The following is a 19,491-nucleotide window of genomic DNA, read 5'->3' as shown; positions in this document are numbered from 1 at the left end:
GGCTAGGCGAGTTCCCGGTTCGCCAGCCGCAGCGCGGCGATGGCCTCGTAGTGCACCGTCTCGTCGCCGAACAACCGCCGGTCCAACAGCGCCCGACGCAGCCGCAGGTGTGAAACGTGCTCCCAGGTGATCGCGATGCCGCCGAAGACCTGAACCGTGGTTTCCACCACCTCCCGACCCGCGGCCGAGGCGTATGCCTTGGCCGTCATCGCCGCCAGCCGCGCCTCGTCGGCCGGCGCGTGGTCGATCGCCCACGCGGCGTGCCAGAGGCAACTCCGGGCGCCTTCGACTTGCACCAGAGCATCGGCGAGCAGATGACCCACGGCCTGAAACGAGCCGATCTTGACGCCGAATTGAGCCCGCTCGCCCGCATAGCGGACCGCGTCGTCCAGGGCACCCTGCATGATGCCGACCAGGTCGGCGGCGACGGCGGTCATGGCCAACGACTCCACCCGCCGCCACCGTTCGTCATCGATGGCCTCGCCGGTCACCACCCCCGATGCGACCGAATCGGCTGGCAAACAATGGAATTCACGGGTCAGGTCCAGTCCGCGAGGGTCGGCGCCGCACAGTGGTGCGCACACAAGCCGACGTTGTCCGTCGGTGCGGGCGGTCAGTAGTCCGTGGGTGGCGCCCGCGGCGTCAAATGCCACCCCAGGTCGGTGAGCCGAGCCGAAACCCATCAGGTCGGGGCCCAGTACCGGCGCCAGCCGAAGGCCGCCTTCCGCGATGAGCTCCAGTTCCTTCTCGGCTCCGGCCGCCTCCAGGAGCTCGGTGGCCAGCACCGCCTGGCCCGTCACCGGAACGGCGCTGAGGGTTCTCGCGAGTTCTTCGATCACGATGACGGTTTCGACGCCGCTCGCCTCGAGCCCGCACAGGCGCGGCGAACGCAACGTCGGCACACCGAGATCCACCAGGCGGCGCCACTGGGCGTCGAGCGCCTCGCCGGTCGGGATGTCGTCCGCGCTGGAAACCCCCACGCTCTCCCCCAGCTGCGCGGCGGTGTCGCGGAGCAGTTGCTGCTCGTCGGTGAAGGCGATCTCCATGGTCAGCGCAGGGTCATCTCCACGCTGGTGTATCCGCGCACCGTCGCGGTAAGCACGCGTTCCCGAGCCCCGATGGCGTAGTCGGGGAACCTGTCGGCGATGTACTCGAACACCAGCTGCGCCTCCCGGCGCGCCAACCATTGCCCGAGACAGATGTGGATTCCCCACCCGAAATACACGTCGGTGCCGCGCGGCCGGTCGATGATGAAGCGGTCGGGATCGTGATAGCGCCGTTCGTCGCGGTTGGCGCTGCCCAGGAGCAGCAGCACCCAGTCGCCGGCTTCCATGGTGACGCCATGACGATCGATCGGCCGGGTCAGGGTGCGGGCCACCCAGTGGCTCGGCGTGTCGTAGCGCAGCGCCTCGTTCACCGCGGCGGGAATGAGGCTGCGGTCCTTCACGATGCGCTGCCACTCCTCGGGGTGCTCGGCGAGCGCGACGAGGCCATTGGAGATCAGCTTCTGCGTGGTTTCCGAGCCGGCGGCGGACAGGAGATTGCAGAACATCAGCACCTCGTGCGCGGTCAGGGAGCGGTGGCCGCCGGCTTCGGGGTCGTCGAACGTGGCTTGCAGCACGACGCTGATCAGGTCGTCACCCGGGTCGGTGCGGCGCCGTTCGATCAGATCACCGATGTACTGGCTGATCAGGCGGTTGGCCTCGATGGCTTTGGCCGGCATCGCGACCTGCCCTTCCTCCCGGGTGAGGAAGGCCTCCCACCAGACGCGCAGCTGCGCACGGTCGCTGTGCGGCACGCCGAGCAGATCACCGATCACGTCCGTGGGCACCGAGAACGCGAAGGCCTCCATCGCGTCGACGGTGGTACCCGGTTGCAGCCGGCCCAGGTGCGTGTGGACCACCGCCCGCAGGGCAGACTCCATGGCGGCGACCGCTTTTGGCGTGAAGAAGCCCTTGAGTACCCCGCGAATGCGGTCGTGGCGAGGCGGGTCCATCGAGATGACCGAGTACTTGCGTCCGTCGTTGTCCGGGTTCTCCGGTGCCGGACCACTCTTGGACGAGAACGTCTCCCAGTCCCGCAGAGCCCGCGACACATCGTCGAACCTGGACAGGACCCACCAGCGGTTTTCGGGATCCCGGTAGACCGGCGCCTCGTCGCGCAATCTCCGGTACACCGGGTACGGATCGTCGAAGATCGCCTTGGAGAACGGCGAATACATCAACTCGCTGGTCGCTGGCACAGCCACGACTCTATCATCGTGATGAACAATCGGACGCTGAGTGACTAATTGATCAGTTGCTCTGCGGCGTGCGTTCGATCAACTCGATCCAGTTGCCGTCGGGGTCGGTGGCCATCAGTCCCCGATTGCCGCCCTCGAAATTCACCGTCCGTTCCGGTCGGGCTTGGCCACCCATGCGCTCGATGCCTGCGACGAACGCGTCCGGGTCGTCGACGCGGAACGACAGGTGCGTGAAGCCCACCGCGTTCATCCGGCGCGGCCGGCGCTTCTCGCGTACGCCCGGCGCCGGATAACTGAGCAACTCGAGGCGAAAACCGTCGCGCTGCAGGTAGACGAGGTCCAGCACCAGCCCGGGTACACCCAGCAGCCGCGCCGTCTCGGGCCCATCGACGCGCAGCCGACCACATTCGTCGAATCCCAATGCCAGGCAATAGAACTGGACAGACCTTTCGAGATCGCTGACGCACAGCCCGATATGGGTGAGGCGGTCACCGGAGCTCATGCGGTGTCGTCGGCGAGTTCGTCGAGCAGCGCGTTGTGTTCCCCGAGCAGGGGTGGCCGTGCGGGGCCGCCTGCCGCATTGGCGCCGAAGAGGTATGGCGTGCCCGGATAGCGGAAGGTCTCCCCCAGTTCCGGGTGCTCGACCGGCACATGAAATCCGCGGGCGGCGATGTGTTCGTTCTCGAAGGCCTCGTCGGGCGACAGCACCGCTCCGGCGGGGAATCCGCGTCGCTGGCTTTCCAGGAAGTACTCGTTGGCCGGCATCCGGGAAGCGATCAAGGTGATTGCGTCGCGGGCCGCCGTCAGTATCGCGGTGGTCTCGTCGTCGGCGCCGATCATCGCGATGTCGACCGGCTCGTCGCGAGCGGCGGCCATTTCCAAGAACACCGCCTCGGGAAGGTCGTCGGCCAGGCCGAGGTCCGCGAGCCAGTTCAGCAGGTTCGCGAATTCGGGTGGCTTGCGAGGCAGCACGCCGGTGGTGGCGTAGGCGCCGTCCGCGCATCGGACCTGGGTCGGCTGGCTCGGCGTGAAGTACGCGTGACGACCGGTCTGCCGGACGCATGTCTCGTTGTTGACCAACCAGTGGTAGGTCGTCTGTTCGGAGCTGACGTTGCAGGCGGCGTTGACGCTGACGTCGACGAGCTGACCCTCGCCGGTCTGGTCGCGGTGCGCCAGGGCCACCAGCGCTCCGATGGCGCAAAACAGGCCGGCGATGTTGGCCGACTGTTCTCCGGCGCCGCGAATTGGCGGCAATGAGTGGTTGTCGTAGCCGCAGTTCCAGACCGGACCGCCGCCGGCGAGCATGGTGAGGTCGGTGACCGGTTGGTCGGCCCGCACGCTGTCGAGCCCGTAGGGGGTGACCGCCACCCAGATCAGCGACGGATGCCGGGCATCGCCGACGGGGCCGGCTCCGGAGATCACGATGTCGGCGCTGGCGATCAGCCGCCTCAGTGCGCGGGCGCCCTGCGCGGCGTCGGAATCGATGGCGACCGACCGTTTGCCCACGTTGCCGCCCCACCATCGCAGGCTGGTATCCGGCCCAATGTTGTCGTGCGCGAACGGCGGTCGCGACCGATGTGAGGATCCGGAGGGGGGTTCGACGACGACGACCTCGGCGCCGAGTTCGGCGAGCAGCCTCCCCCCGACGGGGGTGAACTGGCCGCTGATCTCGACGACGCGGAGCCCGCTCAGCGCGTTCAGATCACACCCTGCTTCGTCAATTCGTCCAACTCCTGATCGCTGCGCCCGAGCAGCCCGCCCAGCACGTCCCGGTTGTGCTCGCCCAGGCACGGCGCGGCGCGCGAAATGCCCCACGGCGAGGCCGACATTCGCAGGGGAAGCCCTTCGACGCGCACCGTCCCGATCTCGGGGTGCGTCACGGGCGGAAAGAGTCCCCACTCGGCCAGGTCGGGGTCTTCGTCGATCCGCTCCCGGGGAGACTTGACGACGCTCGCCGGAACCCCGGCCGCAACGAGTTCGCTTGCCAGCCTGGCCGCTTCGCGGGTCCGGGTGCACGCGCTGACGAGTTCGTCGATTGCGTCGGCGCCGAGCAACCGCTGCTCCAGGGTCGCGAACCGGTCGTCCGTCAAACGCGGTTCGTCGATGACTTTGGACAGCAGCGCGACGTCGCGGTCGTCGCGGCAGGCGATGGCTATCCACCGGTCCTCCCCCTGGCACGGGTAGATCCCATGCGGGGCCATCTCACCGAAGTCGGCGTGGTTACCGTCCGGGAGCCCCGGCCGGCGCGTGGGCCGCTTGTTGACGGTCCAATCCAACACCTCGGTGGGCAGCATCGTGATACCCGCCGGCACCGTGGCCAAGTCGATGTGCTCGCTCTCGCCGGTGCGTTCGCGCCGATGCACGGCCGCCAGAATCGCGACCGTCATGTAGTAGGCGGCGATGTGGTCCATGTACGAGTAGCCCCATCCCGCGGGCTCGTGGTCGGGCAGCCCGGCGGTGAAGGTCAGCCCGCTGAGTGCCTGGACGATCGGGCCCCAGGTCTTGAAGTCGCGGTACGGGCCGCTGTGGCCGAAGCCGCAGTTGGAGACGTAGATGATGTCCGGCTTGATCCGGCGCAGCTCGTCATAGCCGAAACCCATCCTGTCCAGCACGCCGGCCGCGAAGTTCTCGCAGACGATGTCGGAGACGGCGATCAGCTCACGCAGCAGCTCCTTGCCGGCCTCGAGACGCAGGTTGATGGTCACTCCGAGCTTGCCCACGTTGTGGTTGTTGAAGCCGGCGCCCAGATTCACGCCCCGGCGCTCATCGACGAACGGGCCGACGCCGCGCAGCGCATCCCACATCCCACGCGTTGCGGGATCTTCGACGCGAATGACCTCGGCGCCGAACGCCGCGAGGATCTTCGTCGCCCCGGCGCCGGCCAGTTGACCGCCCAGGTCGCACACGCGAAGGTGGGACAAACCAGCGGTCACCATGCAACAATAGAACATTATTTGTTCTGCTGCCAACGCGAACGAATGGCTCCGAACCGAAGGGTCCCTGCTCGCAGATTAACAGTCGATGTTCTATTGTTCAGTCTTATGGTGACGATCACAGCCGCCCGGTTCGACGAACCGGCGTTCTACCTCGGCGACCCGAACGCCACGTTCGCGCAGCTGCGCGAGCACGATCCGGTGCACTGGTACGACGAGGGCAAGTTTTGGGTGATCACCAAATACGATGACATCAAGAACATCTCGGCTCGACCCGAGAAGTTCAAGTCGGAGCGCATCGGGATCATGATGGACCTGATCGCGCACCGGGAGGGCCGCGACCCCCAGGGGTACGGCAACCGCGGCATCATGTTCATGGATCCGCCGGTGCACCGGGTGCACCGCAAGGCCGTTGGCGTGCGGTTTACACCGGCCGCGGTCGCCAAGATGGAGGCACGGGTACGCCAGGTCGTCAACGATGTGCTCGACGACCTGCCGAACGGTGAATTCGACTGGATTCAACGGGTCGCCGAGCCCATCCCCGTGTATGTGTTCGCCTACCTGCTGGGAGTGCCCGAAGAAGACTGGCCCAAGGTCGCGGGCTGGGCGACCACCATCGCCAACGTCGGTGGGGGGGCCGCGAGCGATGAGGACTACGCGTTCATCTTCGAACACATCGGGCCCTATCTGATGGGCCTCGTGGCCCAACGCAAGGAGCATCCGCAGGACGATCTGCTCACGATGCTCTCCCAGGTGACCGTTGACGGGGAGCCCTTCGACGACATGCAGGTGATGATCTACGCGCTCACCTTGCTCGCCGCCGGCAGCGAGACGACACAGAGCCTGATCGCGGGAATCGCCGATTGTCTCGACTCTCATCCCGACCAATCGGCGGTGTTGTTCGCCGATCCGGGCCTCAGCGGCAACGCCGTCGAGGAGGTGCTGCGTTACTGGACGCCGGTGATGAGCATGGCCCGGCAGGCGGCCCATGACGTTCGGCTACGCGGTGCGGAGGTCAAGGAAGGCGACGGGGTGCTGCTCGCCTATGCGTCCGCGAACCGCGACCGGGACCACTGGGGCCCGACCGCCGAACAGTTCGACATCCACCGCCCCGACGCCGCCAATCACCTCGGCTTCGGAGTCGGCGAGCACTTCTGCATGGGCGCCGCCCTGGCTCGACGCGAAGCCCGTCTGCTGCTGGAGGAAGTAGCGCGGCGCGCCAAGGGGATTCACGTGGTCGGCGACCGAGTGCCCCGGGTGTCGACATTGGTGCACACGCACGACCACCTGCCTGTCGTGCTCGACTACCGCTGAGGGGCGTGCCCATGAGCGGACCCATGGCGGGCGTACGCGTCCTCGAGGTTGCCCAGTGGACCTTCGTGCCGGCCGCCGGAGCGGTGCTGGCGGACTGGGGCGCCGACGTAGTGAAGATCGAACATCCGCGCACCGGCGATGCCCAGCGGGGCCTACGTCAGCTCGGCAACGTACAGATCGCCGGCGACCGCAACCCCGTCATGGAGCACGCGAACCGCGGTAAACGATCCGTCGCCCTGGATATCTCGACACCGGCCGGCCATGAATTGCTGATGGACATTGCCCGCACGAGCGACGTGTTCCTGACGAACTTCTTGCCCGACGCCCGTGCCAAACTGCGGATCGACGTCGACGACATGCGGACGGCGAATCCCGACATCATCTATGTGCGGGGCAGCGCATACGGACCGCTCGGCGACGAGGCGGGCATCGGTGGCTACGACATGACGGGCTTCTGGAGCCGAGGCGGTAGCGCGGCAAGCGTCACCCCGCCCGATATGGCTGGCGTTGTCGCACAACCCGGCCCGGCGTACGGAGACTCCATGGGCGGCATGACAATTGCCGGCGGAATCGCTGCGGCGCTGTTCGCGCGTGATCGGACCGGTGAGGCCAAGGTCGTGGATGTGTCGCTGCTCGCAGTGGGGGTATGGGCGATGGGGGTAGCCGTCAACGCCGCGCTGATCTCCGGAGAGCCGTGGCAGGCCAACCCCGCCGGCGCCAACGTCGCCCCGCACAATCCGCTGGTGGGCTTCTACCGCACCGGCGACGGGCGTTACATGGGATTGTCGATGATGCAAGGTTTCCGCTATTGGGCCGACTTCTGTGCGCGGGTCGGGCTCCCCGAGCTTGCCACCGACGAACGCTTTGCCAGCCACGAACTGCTAACCCGCAACGCGGCGCAGGCAACTGCGATCCTGCGCGAGGTGCTTGGGAGCCAAACCCTCGAGCACTGGCGCAAAGCGCTGACCGGTTTCGAAGGGCAATGGGCGCCCGTACAGAACACGATGGATGTCGCGGCAGACGAGCAGGTTAGGGCGAACGGCGTCATCGCGCCCATCCAAGGCAGCGGCGGTGCCCTCGAATTAGTGTCGAGCCCCGTGCTCTTCGATCAGACACCGTTCACCCTGGGCCCCACACCGGAGTTCGCGGAACATACTGAAGCGCTGCTACTCGAAGTGGGCAAGGACTGGGACGACATCATCGCCCTCAAGGACAGCGGAACCATCGCGTGAACCAGATGACCTTCATGGCCTGATGGCGAAAGAGCCAACAACGGAGGAAGCAGATGAATCGAGTCAGCGGCAAAGTAGCGGTCGTCACGGGCGCCGCGCGCGGTCAAGGACGCAGTCACGCAGTCCATCTCGCCGACGAGGGTGCCGACATCATCGCCGTTGACATCTGCGACGACATCGCGACCAACGATTACCCGATGGCACGCAAGAGCGACCTCGACGAGACGGCGAAGTTGGTGGAGAAGGCAGGCCGACGCGTCGTCACCGCGGTGGCGGATGTGCGGGATCGGGCTGCCCTGAAGAAGGCGATCGACGACGGCGTCGCCCAACTGGGCGGGCTGCATGTCGTCGTCGCCAACGCCGGCATCTGCCCGCACGGAGAACACAAGGGGTATCCGGCGTTCCGCGACGTGCTCGACGTGAACTTTCTCGGCGTGGTCAACACCGTCAACGCCGCGTTTGGCCATCTGGACACCGGTGCGTCGATCATCGCCACCGGCTCGATCGCCGGACTGGTCTCCCAACACGATATGTTCAACGGTGGCGGCAACGCGGGTCCCGGCGGGCTCGGCTACGGTCTGGCAAAGAAGTTCGTCCGCGACTGGGTCAAATCCATGGCGATGACGCTGGCGGCGCGCGAGATACGCGTCAACGCCGTGCATCCGACGAACGTCAACACCGCGATGATGAACAACCCGATGATGTACAAGACGTTTCGGCCTGACCTGGAGGCTCCGACCCACGACGACGCCTTTGTGATCTACCCGATGCTGCAGGCGATGCCGGTGCCCTGGGTGCAGCCCGAGGACATCTCGCACGCCGTGGTCTACCTTGCCTCCGACGAATCGCGATACGTCACCGGACTGCAGATGTTCATCGACGCCGGCGCCGCGCTGAAAATGGGTTTCTGACCTCACCTGACATGACACCCGATGAGGCGGTACGAAGCTGGCTCGAGAGTCACCTCGGGCCCGTGCGGACCTTCGAGCGCCAACCACGTTGGCGTCCTGCCTGGTTCGCCGACGTCGAACGTGACGGCACAATCATGCCGCTGTATGTGCGCGGCGACCGCGCGGGCATGGACTTCTCCTTGTCCACCTATCGGGAAGCGGCCGTCCTTGAAGCCCTGGAGAAGCAAGGAATTCCAGTTCCGCACATTCACGGCCGGATTGACGCACCACCGGCCATCGTGATGGATCGCCTGCCCGGCGCCACCAATCTGTCAACCTCGCCGAGCGCAGCAGAGCGCAACTCGGTCATCGATGAATACATGGAAATCCTTGCGCGGATCCATCGGCTGGATCCGGGTGAATTCTCCGCCGTCGGACTCAAACTACCCAAAACTCCTCAACAGCAAGCGTTGTCGAGCTTCGAAGAGTCCGTCGCGCGGTACCGGTCTACCAAAAAGCGCCCGGAACCGTTTCTGGAATTCGGCATCGGCTGGATCCGCCGCCACGTTCCCGCGCATCGATTCGACCCTCGCTTCGTCCTGGGCGATCCCGGACAGTTCATGTTCGCCGATGGGCGCGTGACCGGACTGCTCGACGTCGAACTGGCCTACCTCGGCGACACCGCGCATGACCTCGCAGGGCTGCGCCTGCGCGACATCTCCGAGCCCTTCGGCGACCTCGAGCGCGCGTTTCGGCGCTACGAGGAGGTCTCTGGCGTAGAACTGGACCTGCCGGTGGTCGAGTTCCACACCGCGCAGTTCGCGCTCACCACGCCTCTCTCGTTGGTGATGATCGTGCACAACCCTTTTCCGATGAGTGACTTGCTGCAATATGAGGAGTGGTTTCAGCAATGCTCGCTCAACGCCGTCGAAGCAATGGCCGCGGTCGAGGGCATCGTCCTCGACGATTACCGACTTCCGCAGGCGGCAGATGTCCGGCACGGCGGCCTTATCGACGCATTGGCGCCCATCATCGAGGAATTGCCCGCCGAGACCGAAGTTGAGCGCTTTCGCCGCCATCAAACCGCGCAAACCGCACGCTACGTCGCCGACCTCTGCCGGCAAGGCCCCGCAATTGAATCCGAAGACCTCGACGATCTCAAACGCCTGCTCGGCTCCCGCTACCCGGACTGGCGCGCGGGGGACGAGGCGCTGGAGGCATTCGTCTTGCGCGCACCCGAGAACATGGATGCCGAACTCATTCGGCTGTTCCACCGCCGCATCATGCGGCAAATGCGTTTACTGGAACCGGTTCTGAACCGCGCAGGCGGCGTGTACCCGCTGACACCCCTGGCCCGCTTACTCGGCCGCTGACGCCCGCGCGGAAGGAGGCTACCGGGCCGCCAACTCCAAACGCTTGCGACGCCGAACCAGGATGCTGGGCAGCCAATCTCCGACGTCACACGCGTCGATCCAGGTGGTGCGCTCCAAAAGCATCTTCAACACAATCTGAGCCTCCAACCTTGCCAGGGCAGCCCCGACGCAGAAGTGCACACCCTTGCCGAACGTCACATGCCCTTTCGCGTTGCTGCGGTCGAGACGGAATTCGTCGGCCGATTCGAAGTGCTCGGGATCGCGGTTGGCCGCTCCCCACAAAAGAAGCAAATGCGCATTCCCCGGCACTTCCACCCCACCGAGTGTGGTGTCGCGCCACACATGGCGGTAGTGCCCACGGAACGGCGGCTCGTAGCGCAGAACCTCTTCGATGAAAGCGCCCAATAATTCCGGGCTTTCACGGAGCCGCTGTTGGACCTCGGGGCGGTCGGTGAGAATCCATGCCGCACTGCCCAACAACGAGGCGGTCGACTCGCCGGCGGCACTGAACAGCGTGAGCATGATGCTCATCGCCACGGCCTGGTCCACCTCGCCGGAGGCGTAGCGAGCGGCCATGTCCGGTATCAATCCGGATTTGTCCGCGGTATCAGCCTTCTCGAAATGCTCCATGACGTACTCGGCCAGCTCGAACGCCGCAGCCCCGGCCTCCGCGAGCTGCGCCTCGCTGACAATCCCGTCGAGAAGGGTGGTGGTGGCGTAACCCAGCCGGATCAGCTTGTCGACATCGGCGTGGGGAAGGCCCAGCAATTTGGCGACCACCATCATCGGAAGCCGGTTCGCCACCGCGCTCATCCACTCGATGCGTCCGTGGCGCAGGTTCTCCTCCCACAGGCGCTCGGCGGTCGTCGCGGCGAATTCCTCGATGATCCGCACCCTGCGCGCGGACAGGTGTGGGAGCAAGATCTTGCGGTGCAGCGCGTGCGCCGGATCATCGGCAGTGGCCAGGGCGTGGGCGGGGCTTCCCGCCTCCATCATCGGCAACGCTGCGATGCTGCCGTCCTCGCGGAAAATCATGGTTGCCGTGAGATTGGACGAAAAGTCCTCGACACGACTGACGGCCTCGATCACCGCGTCCCAGCCACACACGGCATAGAAGTCGGAATCGGCGACGCGATGCACCGGAGCCGTCGCGCGCATCCGGTCATACATCGGATACGGATCCTGCAAAGCCTCGGCACCGAAGAAATCGACCGGGTCGCTCAAGACCGCCATAGACCCAGGCTGAATGTGACCGTCGGCGCGGTCAATAGCGCGAGGAAAGGTTGATAAGCCTCCCGCCGCGCCATCCGCGCACCCCAAACCCCTTGCGCGGGAGGACCAGCGCGTTAGCCTGAGAATTGTTGCTGAAAATTCTCAGGCTGAGGGAAGTGCCTGTGAGCTGTACACGGAGGGTTGCATGGCACAGAACGACTGGCTGGTGGGCCGGGATCGCCGCAGCGCAGCCGCCGAACGGATATATGCAGCGGCCGCCGATCTCATCTCGCACGTGGGATACGACGAGTTCACCATCGAGAGCCTCGCCGAAGCGGTCCACTGCTCACCGGCGACGATCTACCGGCACGCCGGCGGAAAGGCGGCCATCAGAGACGCAGTGGTTGCTCTCCAGGCGAGCCGCATCGTCGACACCGTGCGCGAGGCCATCAAAGACCTGACCGGCCGCGAACGAGTGGTGACGGCCACCATCCTGGCTTTGCAGCGCATGCGCTCTGATCCATTGGCTCAGCTCATGCAGACGGCGCCGATGCCGCGCAGCGAGTGGCTCACGAACTCCCCCGCTGTCACCGCACTCGCCTACGACATGCTCGGATCCGACAATGCAGATCCCCTTGCCGCCCAATGGCTTATCCGGGCCTTCCTGGCGCTGTGGTGGTGGCCGGTGAGGGACCCCGCCGACGAACGCGCCCTCGTCGAACGCTTTCTCGGCCGGTCTTACGGAGACTCCAGCTGAGGGCCGAATCATCGACCCAGCACGGCCACCACGCAGGACCCACCGCCGCCCATCGCCTGCGCCAGCCCGACGCGGGGATCGGCGGCCTGCCGCGAATCCGCCTCTCCACGAAGCTGACTCACCACCTCGGCGACTTGGGCCAGTCCCGTCGCACCAAACGCGTGCCCGCGGGCAAGGCAGCCGCCATCGGTGTTGGTCGGCAGCCTGCCTTTGGATCCCAACCCGCCCGACTGGACGAGTTCGGCGGCGTCCTTGACGTCGACGAGGCCGAGTGCGATCAGTGCGGTGACCTCTTCGCTGGCGCACATGTCATGTAGGGAGACCACTCCGACGTCGTGCGGCCCCGCCTGCGCCGCGTCGAACGCGCGCCGAGCGGTCAGCGCGATTTGCGAAGGCGGACCGACGCACGGACCGGCCAGTGGCCAGCCCGGGTCGCGGGGCCAACTCGTCTGCTCGATCGCGTTGATCCCCACGGACCGGGGCCGCTGCCCGGCGGTTACGACGATCGCCGCGCCGCCGTCGACCGACGCGTGACACATCATCTTGGTGAGCGGCTCGGCCACCATCCGGGCCGACATCACCTGCTCGACGGTCACCTCGTTGTCGTTGCGCCGCACCGCCAGCGGATTGAGACGAGCCTGGTTGTATGACTTTGCCGCGACGGCTCCGAAAACCTCGGGCCCGCAACCTGTCTCATACAGCCACCGATTCGCCTCGATGGCGTAGTGGATCTGGGGCGGAAAGGAATCCCAGAAGTCGACCGCCGCCGGCACCACGCCGCCGGGTTCCAGCGCCGTGGTCTTCTCGTAGCCGATGGCCAATGCGGTGGCGCAGCGACCGGAGGCAACCGCCCACACGGCGTGCCGCAGGGCGACCATGCCTCCCGCCGAGGCGCTCTCGATGGCGGTCACTGGAATACCGCTGCGGCCCAGGCGAAGTGCCACCTTGAGGCCGGTCTGGGGCGGCGCCATCGAGGAGGACGTGAACACCTCGCCCACAGCGTCATAGCCGATACCCGCATCGGCGAGGGCGGCCTCGGCGGCCGCCACGCCGAGCGCTGCCAGCGCGGTATCGGCGTGTTTACCGAACGGTGTGACGCCGATACCGGCGACGTGCGTACCTGTCATTCTGATTGCGCCTCGAAGAGGGTGATGCGGTTGTCCTCCAACGTCTTTTCGACGACCCGGCCGACGGTGCCCGGCGCCGGACGCGGCCCGGACACCAACACTTGTAGCCGCCCGTCAGAGGTGTCGACCCAGGCGACGCTGTAACCGTCCTGACCGTACCCGGGGATCGGTGACTTTCCCGGAACGAAGGTCGAAGCCCACACGGTCGCGCGGCGATCATCCGACATTCGTCATACCTCCTTCGTGCGCGTTCGCGTTGCCCAGGGCGGGCGGCGGCTTGAGCGGGATGGGGCCGTGACCGACGAATCGCCATGGCAGACCAACTAGGCGGGCGGTTCCGATGTCCGGGTCGGGGTGCGCGATCTCGGGGAAGAATCCGCGAACCGCCAGATGCGGGTCGGCAACCAGGTCCTCCGCCCGCTGCACCGCTGCGGCGCGCACCCTCGACCCGCTCAGGCGCGCGGCCACCTTGTCGGCCGACGCGGCAGCAACCAGGTCCGCCAGCTTCTCGGCCACCGTGGGATGCCGCGAATCATCGGATACCGCAGTGATTTCTGCGAGCCGTTTCCACTCGTCGGGTTCGGCGATTTCAACGGCGACCCAACGGCCGTCGGCGGCGCGGTAGACGCCGCGATGCGCCGCATCGCCGATGTCTGAACTACCCGAAGCGGAGGCCGCCGTGACGAACTCGGCCACGGTCGACGCGACGACCTCCGCCATGGAGAGATCGATGACGGCGCCGGTGTCACGCGCGGGCCCGACCGCCCACGCGGCGATCACCGCCGCCGCCACCACCGAGGACAGCGGGTCCGCGATCACCGTGCCCAGCCGCGCCGGTGACCCGTCCGCGCCCGTGGTCAGCCCCGCTAGCCCCCCGTAAGCCTGAACGTTGTTGGCGTAGACGCGATATCCGGCCATGGGCCCGTCGGATCCGAAGCCGGAGACCCGAACGGCGAGTCTGCCCGAACCTGCCACGGCGGTGGGCTCCACATTGAGCCTGGCAAGTCGCGCGCTACCGACGTTTTCGATGAGGACATCAACGTCCGACAGCGCCGCGGCGACGTCGTTCACCGCGCGAGCCGGATCGATCAACAGGCTTTGCTTGGAATGGTTGGCGACGGCGAAATACGCACCCCGTTCGACGCCGGGCCGCCCCGCGGCGAAGGGGCCGGTACGCCGATAAATGTCAAGGCGCTCGGGATCTTCGAGCCGCAAGACCCGTGCTCCCATGGCGCCGAGCAGCGCCCCGATGATCGGCCCGGCCAGGACGTGAGTCAGCTCGGCGACCCGCAAATCGCTCAGACGACCGGTACGGCGGCGATCCGCCACTCCCCCGCCGTAGGTGAGCCACGGCGGTTCGAGCAGGCACAGGGCGACCCCGCCAAGATGTGCCGCGGACACCGCGTCGCGAAACACGAACTGCGGCGAGGTCGCAATTTCTTGCGGCGTGTTCACCGGTGTGGACGGCACGCCGTTGGCCTGAAGCAGGGCCGCACAGCCTTCTTTGTCGCGCGTCGCGGCCCACGCCGCCACGTGTCGGTTGATCAGATCGGCGTGATCGATGCGCGACTGTCGTTCGTCGAGTCCCGTGGCCCAGGCCGGATGGCCCAGCGCCGCAAGCAGACCCCGCCACTGGTGGTTCTCGACCGCCGTGATGCGGACCATTCCGTCGCGACAGGGGAACAGTCCCGACGGCGCGAGATAACGGCCGCTGCCCGCCCGCCCGGGACACCCGTACAGCACGTGGGCGCATTCCGGCAACGCAGCGGTGAACGCGACCGCCTCCTGCACCGACACGTCGACCAGCACCGAACCGTGGCTGTCGTTGCGCCGATCGAGGCCATGCAATGCCGCGAGCGCGGTTACGGCTCCCGCCGCCTTCAGCGCGACATAACCGGGCGCCGGGACCGGTGCTCCGTCCGACCCCTCGATCGTGGCGAGCATGCCGCCGGCGGCCTGCGCGACGAGCTCGCCGCCGGGTTGCGACGAGCGTGGCCCGTCAATGCCGAACGGATTGACCGTCACGACAACCGCGTTCTCGGCGGCGGGTGGTGCGACGGCGGCGCCGTGGTCGACGATCACGATGTCGTGTTCGTCGATGAATGCCGAGAGGTTTGTCGGTGGGTCGACGATGCGCTTGCCGCGATCGAGGGTGAGGTCCACCGCCGCGACCGGTCCGGCCGGGGTATCGATCACGGGCCCGCCCCGGTGAGGCGGGCAGGCACCAACCACCTTCGTCGTTTCCGCGCCGAGGCCGGCCAGCAGCGCCGTGGCGGCCGAACCGGCGATTCCGTCACCGAGTTGAAGCACCCGCACACCCGATAGGAAAGGCGTGTCGCCCTCTCGATTCACGTCACACTCTCCCGGTCTCGGTCGCCCGGGTGACGCGCCGTCAGCCACCGCGTGGCCACCTCTCGGTGGTAGGCGCGGGTGCCCAGGTTCGCCGCCGCGCTCGCCGCGCGGCGGAGGTAGATGTGCGCGTCGTGTTCCCAGGTGTAGGCGATGCCGCCGAATACCTGGGTGGCGCCCTCGGGCACGGCACGCAGCGCGTCGATGCCCCAGAAGGCAGCGAGGGAGCCCAGTGCGGGGGCCTCGGGATGCCCGTGTTGGCACGCGTCGGCGGCCCGATTGACGAGCGCCCGCCCGATCTCGATCGCGCACCGCTGATCGACCAGGCGGTGCTTGATCGCCTGGAAGGCGCCGATCGGGCGGCCGAACGCGACGCGCAGCTTCGCGTACTCGGTTGCCGCCTCGTTGGCGGCCGCCGCAATGCCAACCAACTCGGCCACCCGCCCGATCAGGCCGCGCAGCGCGGCTTCACCGTGGCGGCGGGCCGCACCCGGCCCAGCCTCAAGGACCTGAATCGGCGTATCGCTCAGCGTGATTCGTGCGCCGGGATTGTGATCCAGGGGCGTCACCGGCTCGCGCACCACGCCCGCCTCCGCCGGGTCGACAACCCCGAGCACGGCGGACTCGCCGTCGCCCGCGCAGACCAACAACTTGGTTGCGACCGCACCGAACGGCACGAGCGGCCACACTCCGGAGACGCCCGCCGCGGTGCGCTCACCGCGCTCGGGTAGCAGCAGACCGATCCCGTCGGCGCAGCGGTTCTCGCACCATCCCGCGGCCGCCGCCATCGCAAGCGGGACAGGGGCCGACGCCGCGCCGGCGGCCTCGGCCAGCACGCACAGATCACGGAGCCCGCCCCCTCCGCCCTCGGCGGCCTGGCTAACCAAGACGTCGGCCCACCCGGCCTCGACGATCGTCTGCCACAGCTTCGGGTCGAACACCGGGCCGGGGCCATCAAGCAGACTCCGAAAAGAGCTGGCAGACCACACCTTTCGAAGGACGCCATCGGCCGACGCCCGCAACTGCTCGAGTTCGGCCGCGCTGCGTGCAAGTTCGCTCAGCGACGACGGGCCATCAGGGGTCACGCGGCAACCCCAACAGCTTCTCGGCGATCACGTTGCGCTGAATCTCCGATGTGCCCGCGCCGAATGTTGCGGCCCGCATCAGCAGGTAGCTCTGTGCGACGTTGCCATTCTTCGTCGCCCCTACCGAGCCGCGCTCCAGGGTTCCGGCGCCTCCGGCGATTTCCAGCGCGAAATCGGCCATCGCCTGGTCGACCTCCGAGGTCATCAGCTTGGCCACCGATGCTTCGGGTCCGGGATTGACACCCCGGATGCCGGCGGCCGTTGCCTGCGCGGCAATTTGACGCAACGCCTCTACTCGCGCGGCGAACCCGACGATCCGATCGGCCACGTAGCCGTCGCCGCCCCGGCCCTCGTGTCCCAGCGCCCCCTGCTCCTGCGCCATCCGGACGAGAATCGCCAGCCGCCGTTCGATGCGGTGGGTGCGGCTCTGGCCCACCCGCTCGTAGCCCAGCGTGGATTTGGCGACCTGCCAACCGCCGTGCAGTGGCCCGAGCACATTCGCGAGCGGTACCCGGACCGAATCGAAGAACACCTCGTTGAACTCCGCCTGCCCGGTGATCTGGCGGATCGGGCGCACCTCGATGCCGCTCGTGTCAAGGGGCACAAGGATGTAACTGATTCCTCGATGCTTGTCCGCTGCCGGATCGGTGCGCGCCAGGATGTAGATCCAGTCGGCGTACTGGGCCTTGGACGTCCAGATCTTTTGGCCGGTGATGACCAACTCGTCACCGTGAACCTCGGCCCTGGTCTTCAGAGCGGCGAGATCACTACCCGCGTCGGGCTCGCTGAAGCCCTGGCACCAGACTTCCTCGCCCGAAAGGATTTTGGGCAGGTAGCGTTGGCGTTGCTCGTCGGTACCCCACTGAATGATGGTGGGGCCGAGCTGATTGACGGCGCTGCGGTTGATGGGCTCCGGGGCGTTCGCGGCGGCCATCTCGGCGTTGAAGATGAGCTGTTGCACGGGGGTGGCGGCGCGACCGCCGAACTGCACGGGCCAGGAGATCGCGGCGAGGCCGGCGTCGTGAAGCCGGCTCTGCCACAGCAGCATTCGGTGCAGCCGGTCAGCCTCGGCGCGGCTGGAGCCCCGAACGTCGTCCGTCAGTGCCGATGCCACGAAGGCGCGGACCTCGTCGCGGAACTGCCGATCGGGCTCGGTGAGGACGACCCCGTAATCCGGTTCGGTCACGCCCCACCGCGAAGGATCGACGCCATCCGTACCTTCATGTCGCCGTAGGTGATTGCCGTGGCGCCGGCTTTCGGTGCGCGTCCGGCATCCACCTTCGGCGCCGAGAGATCAAGGCCGGCGATCCTTCCCCGCAGCGCCGCGACGGTGCAGTTTTCCCTGCCACGTCGCTCGACGCCGGTGTAGCCGAAGGCGCGAGCCGCATTACGCCAGGTTATGGCCTCCACCTCGTCGGGCGTGCAGCCCTCCAGCTGGGCGGCGAGCTGCTCGGGGGCATCCGGCCAGCTGCTGTCCGAGTGCGGGTAATCCATCTCCCAGCATATGGTCTCCACCCCGATGCGCTCCCGCATCTCGATGCCGACCCGGTCGCGGATGAAGCACGACATGAAGTTGCGGCGGTAGACGTCCGTCGGGGTCAGCCCGGCGCCGAGGTCGTCGCCGGTCCACGCACGTTGGCGCGAGTAGATGTCCTCGAAGCGCTCCAACAGGAATGGGATCCAGCCGATGCCGCCTTCGGACAGCGAGAACTTGATGGACGGAAACTTGGTTAGCACCGGGGAGAACAACAGATCGGCGGTGAACCGCTGGGTGTCCAGGGGGATCATCGCGTTGTACGCGAGGTAGGTGGTCAGGTCGGACGGCACCGGCATCCCGCCGCCCGTCCCGATGTGGATGTTCACCACGGTGTTTTCCTCGCACAGCGCCTCCCACAGTGGGTCCCAGTGCGAATCCTGCCAGGGGGGCTGCCCGTAATTGCCGATGTGCTGAGGCGCCGTCACCGCGCGACAGCCCCGCCCCGCCAGGCGCCGCACCTCGCCGGCGGCCAGGGCCGGGTCCCACAACGGCAGGATCCCCATCGGGATGAACCGGTCGGGATGCCGGCCGCACCAGTCCTCGATGTGCCAGTCGTTGTAGGCACGCACCATCGCCTCCGACACGTCGCGGTCGCCGCGGTACGTGAACAGCGCGCCCGAGATGGTGGGGAATGACGGGAAACACAGTGACGCAAGGACACCCGACGCGTCCATGTCGCTGACCCGCGCGTCCACGTCGTAGCACCCGGCCCGCATGTCACTGAACCGTGACGGCTCGAATCCCCATTCGTCGTTGGGCCGACCCGCGACCGCGTTGAGCCCGATGTTCGGCAGCTGCAAACCGTCGTACACCCAGAAACACACGCCGTCGGCGTCCTCGACGATGCGCGGGGCGTCCTCGGCGTAGCGACTGGGCACCCGGCCGACGAACATGTCGGGCGGTTCCACGGTGTGGTCGTCGACGCTGATGAGTACCAGATCGAGAGGATCAATCACCTGAAGAATCCTAAACTAATAGACAGTTTCTGTCTAAGTGTTCCATTAGGGTTTGCGGGCTAACGCGAAGTCCTGCACCCAGCCCGCCATCAAGCCGTACACCGACTCCATGGCATCGCGTGCGGCGGCATCGTCACCGATGGGCTCATAGTCGATGTCCCAGACCACGATTGATTCCCCGGCGGCATCCGCGCTCCCGCTTACGGTGTTCACCGCTACGAAGCGGCTGACCGGCATCGGATTGTTGGCGATCTCGTACGACAGTGCGCGCTCGTCGGGCTTGATCCAGATGAGGGTCTCGATGACCGGCTTCTCGGTGCTCGCGGCGATGAACCGCCGCATGCCGGGCCCTTCGCCCTCGACCCGGACGTCGCTGGGTCCGGGGATCCAGTCGACGTTGCCGAAGTCGGCGAGAACGGCCCAAACCGTGTCCGGTGGCGCGGCGAGCCGCTTGGTGACCGTGAATGTTGGCATTCGCTGACGG

General features: G+C 66.9%; 18 protein-coding genes. 5 read left to right on the top strand and 13 right to left on the bottom strand.

Going from position 1 to position 19,491, the window contains the following annotated elements:
• Positions 1–2: 2 nt before the first annotated feature.
• Genes A5702_RS23170 through A5702_RS23150 form a run of 5 tightly spaced genes read right to left on the bottom strand, consistent with a single transcriptional unit; the run spans position 3 to position 5,178 of the window.
• Positions 3–1,046, bottom strand: coding sequence for an acyl-CoA dehydrogenase family protein (locus A5702_RS23170; protein ID WP_068224113.1), 1,044 nt, complete (start codon positions 1,044–1,046; stop codon positions 3–5).
• 2 nt (positions 1,047–1,048) lie between these two features.
• The gene (locus A5702_RS23165; protein ID WP_082956175.1) at positions 1,049–2,242 is read right to left on the bottom strand and encodes a cytochrome P450; all 1,194 of its coding nucleotides are present in this window, start codon (positions 2,240–2,242) and stop codon (positions 1,049–1,051) included.
• A gap of 52 nt (positions 2,243–2,294) precedes the next feature.
• The gene (locus A5702_RS23160) at positions 2,295–2,744 is read right to left on the bottom strand and encodes a VOC family protein (RefSeq protein ID WP_068224110.1); all 450 of its coding nucleotides are present in this window, start codon (positions 2,742–2,744) and stop codon (positions 2,295–2,297) included.
• Positions 2,741–3,934 carry a CoA transferase gene (locus A5702_RS23155; RefSeq protein WP_255378691.1) on the bottom strand — a complete coding sequence of 398 codons (1,194 nt, stop codon included), beginning with the start codon at positions 3,932–3,934 and terminating at the stop codon, positions 2,741–2,743. The genes A5702_RS23160 and A5702_RS23155 overlap by 4 nt, the downstream gene beginning before the upstream one ends.
• A gap of 5 nt (positions 3,935–3,939) precedes the next feature.
• A complete protein-coding gene (locus A5702_RS23150) occupies positions 3,940–5,178 on the bottom strand; it encodes a CaiB/BaiF CoA-transferase family protein (RefSeq protein ID WP_068224107.1) in 1,239 nt (412 codons plus the stop codon).
• 108 nt (positions 5,179–5,286) lie between these two features.
• On the opposite strand from A5702_RS23150, the gene A5702_RS23145 reads away from it, so the two are divergent.
• From A5702_RS23145 to A5702_RS23130, 4 genes are all read left to right on the top strand, one after another.
• Positions 5,287–6,489: a cytochrome P450 gene (locus A5702_RS23145; protein ID WP_231965166.1), complete on the top strand. Its 1,203-nt coding sequence runs from the start codon at positions 5,287–5,289 to the stop codon at positions 6,487–6,489.
• A gap of 11 nt (positions 6,490–6,500) precedes the next feature.
• Positions 6,501–7,721: a CaiB/BaiF CoA-transferase family protein gene (locus A5702_RS23140; RefSeq protein ID WP_068224102.1), complete on the top strand. Its 1,221-nt coding sequence runs from the start codon at positions 6,501–6,503 to the stop codon at positions 7,719–7,721.
• 53 nt (positions 7,722–7,774) lie between these two features.
• Positions 7,775–8,632, top strand: coding sequence for a mycofactocin-coupled SDR family oxidoreductase (locus A5702_RS23135; RefSeq protein ID WP_068224100.1), 858 nt, complete (start codon positions 7,775–7,777; stop codon positions 8,630–8,632).
• 62 nt (positions 8,633–8,694) lie between these two features.
• Positions 8,695–9,984 carry a phosphotransferase family protein gene (locus A5702_RS23130; RefSeq protein ID WP_197506672.1) on the top strand — a complete coding sequence of 430 codons (1,290 nt, stop codon included), beginning with the start codon at positions 8,695–8,697 and terminating at the stop codon, positions 9,982–9,984.
• An 18-nt stretch (positions 9,985–10,002) separates the two neighbouring features.
• Here the strand turns inward: A5702_RS23130 and A5702_RS23125 are convergent, their stop codons facing one another.
• Positions 10,003–11,217 (bottom strand): cytochrome P450, encoded by a 1,215-nt coding sequence (locus A5702_RS23125; protein WP_068224096.1) that lies wholly within the window; start codon positions 11,215–11,217, stop codon positions 10,003–10,005.
• A gap of 184 nt (positions 11,218–11,401) precedes the next feature.
• On the opposite strand from A5702_RS23125, the gene A5702_RS23120 reads away from it, so the two are divergent.
• A complete protein-coding gene (locus A5702_RS23120) occupies positions 11,402–11,953 on the top strand; it encodes a TetR/AcrR family transcriptional regulator (protein ID WP_068224093.1) in 552 nt (183 codons plus the stop codon).
• An 8-nt stretch (positions 11,954–11,961) separates the two neighbouring features.
• Here A5702_RS23120 and A5702_RS23115 read toward each other — a convergent pair whose 3' ends face one another.
• Genes A5702_RS23115 through A5702_RS23085 form a run of 7 tightly spaced genes read right to left on the bottom strand, consistent with a single transcriptional unit; the run spans position 11,962 to position 19,481 of the window.
• Positions 11,962–13,080, bottom strand: coding sequence for a thiolase family protein (locus A5702_RS23115; protein WP_068224091.1), 1,119 nt, complete (start codon positions 13,078–13,080; stop codon positions 11,962–11,964).
• Positions 13,077–13,307, bottom strand: coding sequence for a hypothetical protein (locus tag A5702_RS23110; protein ID WP_067816288.1), 231 nt, complete (start codon positions 13,305–13,307; stop codon positions 13,077–13,079). Before A5702_RS23110 ends, A5702_RS23115 begins: the two co-directional genes overlap by 4 nt.
• Positions 13,297–15,396: a CoA transferase gene (locus A5702_RS23105; protein WP_068224089.1), complete on the bottom strand. Its 2,100-nt coding sequence runs from the start codon at positions 15,394–15,396 to the stop codon at positions 13,297–13,299. The genes A5702_RS23110 and A5702_RS23105 overlap by 11 nt, the downstream gene beginning before the upstream one ends.
• A 32-nt stretch (positions 15,397–15,428) precedes the next feature.
• Positions 15,429–16,514, bottom strand: coding sequence for an acyl-CoA dehydrogenase family protein (locus A5702_RS23100; protein ID WP_068224087.1), 1,086 nt, complete (start codon positions 16,512–16,514; stop codon positions 15,429–15,431).
• The gene (locus A5702_RS23095) at positions 16,504–17,700 is read right to left on the bottom strand and encodes an acyl-CoA dehydrogenase family protein (protein WP_068224085.1); all 1,197 of its coding nucleotides are present in this window, start codon (positions 17,698–17,700) and stop codon (positions 16,504–16,506) included. The genes A5702_RS23100 and A5702_RS23095 overlap by 11 nt, the downstream gene beginning before the upstream one ends.
• Complete coding sequence (locus tag A5702_RS23090; protein WP_082956174.1) at positions 17,697–19,007, bottom strand: amidohydrolase family protein; 1,311 nt, start codon at positions 19,005–19,007, stop codon at positions 17,697–17,699. The genes A5702_RS23095 and A5702_RS23090 overlap by 4 nt, the downstream gene beginning before the upstream one ends.
• 45 nt (positions 19,008–19,052) lie before the next feature.
• On the bottom strand, positions 19,053–19,481 hold the full coding sequence (locus tag A5702_RS23085; protein WP_068224070.1) for an SRPBCC family protein: 429 nt from the start codon (positions 19,479–19,481) through the stop codon (positions 19,053–19,055).
• Between the last annotated feature and the right edge of the window lie 10 nt (positions 19,482–19,491).

The sequence above is a fragment of the Mycobacterium sp. E3339 genome, from assembly GCF_001666915.1.
Taxonomy (GTDB): Bacteria; Actinomycetota; Actinomycetes; order Mycobacteriales; family Mycobacteriaceae; genus Mycobacterium.
The sequence above is the reverse complement of the archived record's forward strand: the minus strand, read 5'-3'. Positions and strand labels throughout refer to the sequence as shown.

Bases quoted from the DNA above. Each gene is read 5' to 3' on its own strand.
- A5702_RS23160 (WP_068224110.1), bottom strand. From the start codon at position 2,744: ATGAGCTCCGGTGACCGCCTCACCCATATCGGGCTGTGCGTCAGCGAT.
- A5702_RS23085 (WP_068224070.1), bottom strand. From the start codon at position 19,481: ATGCCAACATTCACGGTCACCAAGCGGCTCGCCGCGCCACCGGACACG.
- A5702_RS23140 (WP_068224102.1), top strand. From the start codon at position 6,501: ATGAGCGGACCCATGGCGGGCGTACGCGTCCTCGAGGTTGCCCAGTGG.
- A5702_RS23120 (WP_068224093.1), top strand. From the start codon at position 11,402: ATGGCACAGAACGACTGGCTGGTGGGCCGGGATCGCCGCAGCGCAGCC.
- A5702_RS23125 (WP_068224096.1), bottom strand. From the start codon at position 11,217: ATGGCGGTCTTGAGCGACCCGGTCGATTTCTTCGGTGCCGAGGCTTTG.
- A5702_RS23170 (WP_068224113.1), bottom strand. From the start codon at position 1,046: ATGGAGATCGCCTTCACCGACGAGCAGCAACTGCTCCGCGACACCGCC.
- A5702_RS23115 (WP_068224091.1), bottom strand. From the start codon at position 13,080: ATGACAGGTACGCACGTCGCCGGTATCGGCGTCACACCGTTCGGTAAA.
- A5702_RS23150 (WP_068224107.1), bottom strand. From the start codon at position 5,178: ATGGTGACCGCTGGTTTGTCCCACCTTCGCGTGTGCGACCTGGGCGGT.
- A5702_RS23135 (WP_068224100.1), top strand. From the start codon at position 7,775: ATGAATCGAGTCAGCGGCAAAGTAGCGGTCGTCACGGGCGCCGCGCGC.
- A5702_RS23110 (WP_067816288.1), bottom strand. From the start codon at position 13,307: ATGTCGGATGATCGCCGCGCGACCGTGTGGGCTTCGACCTTCGTTCCG.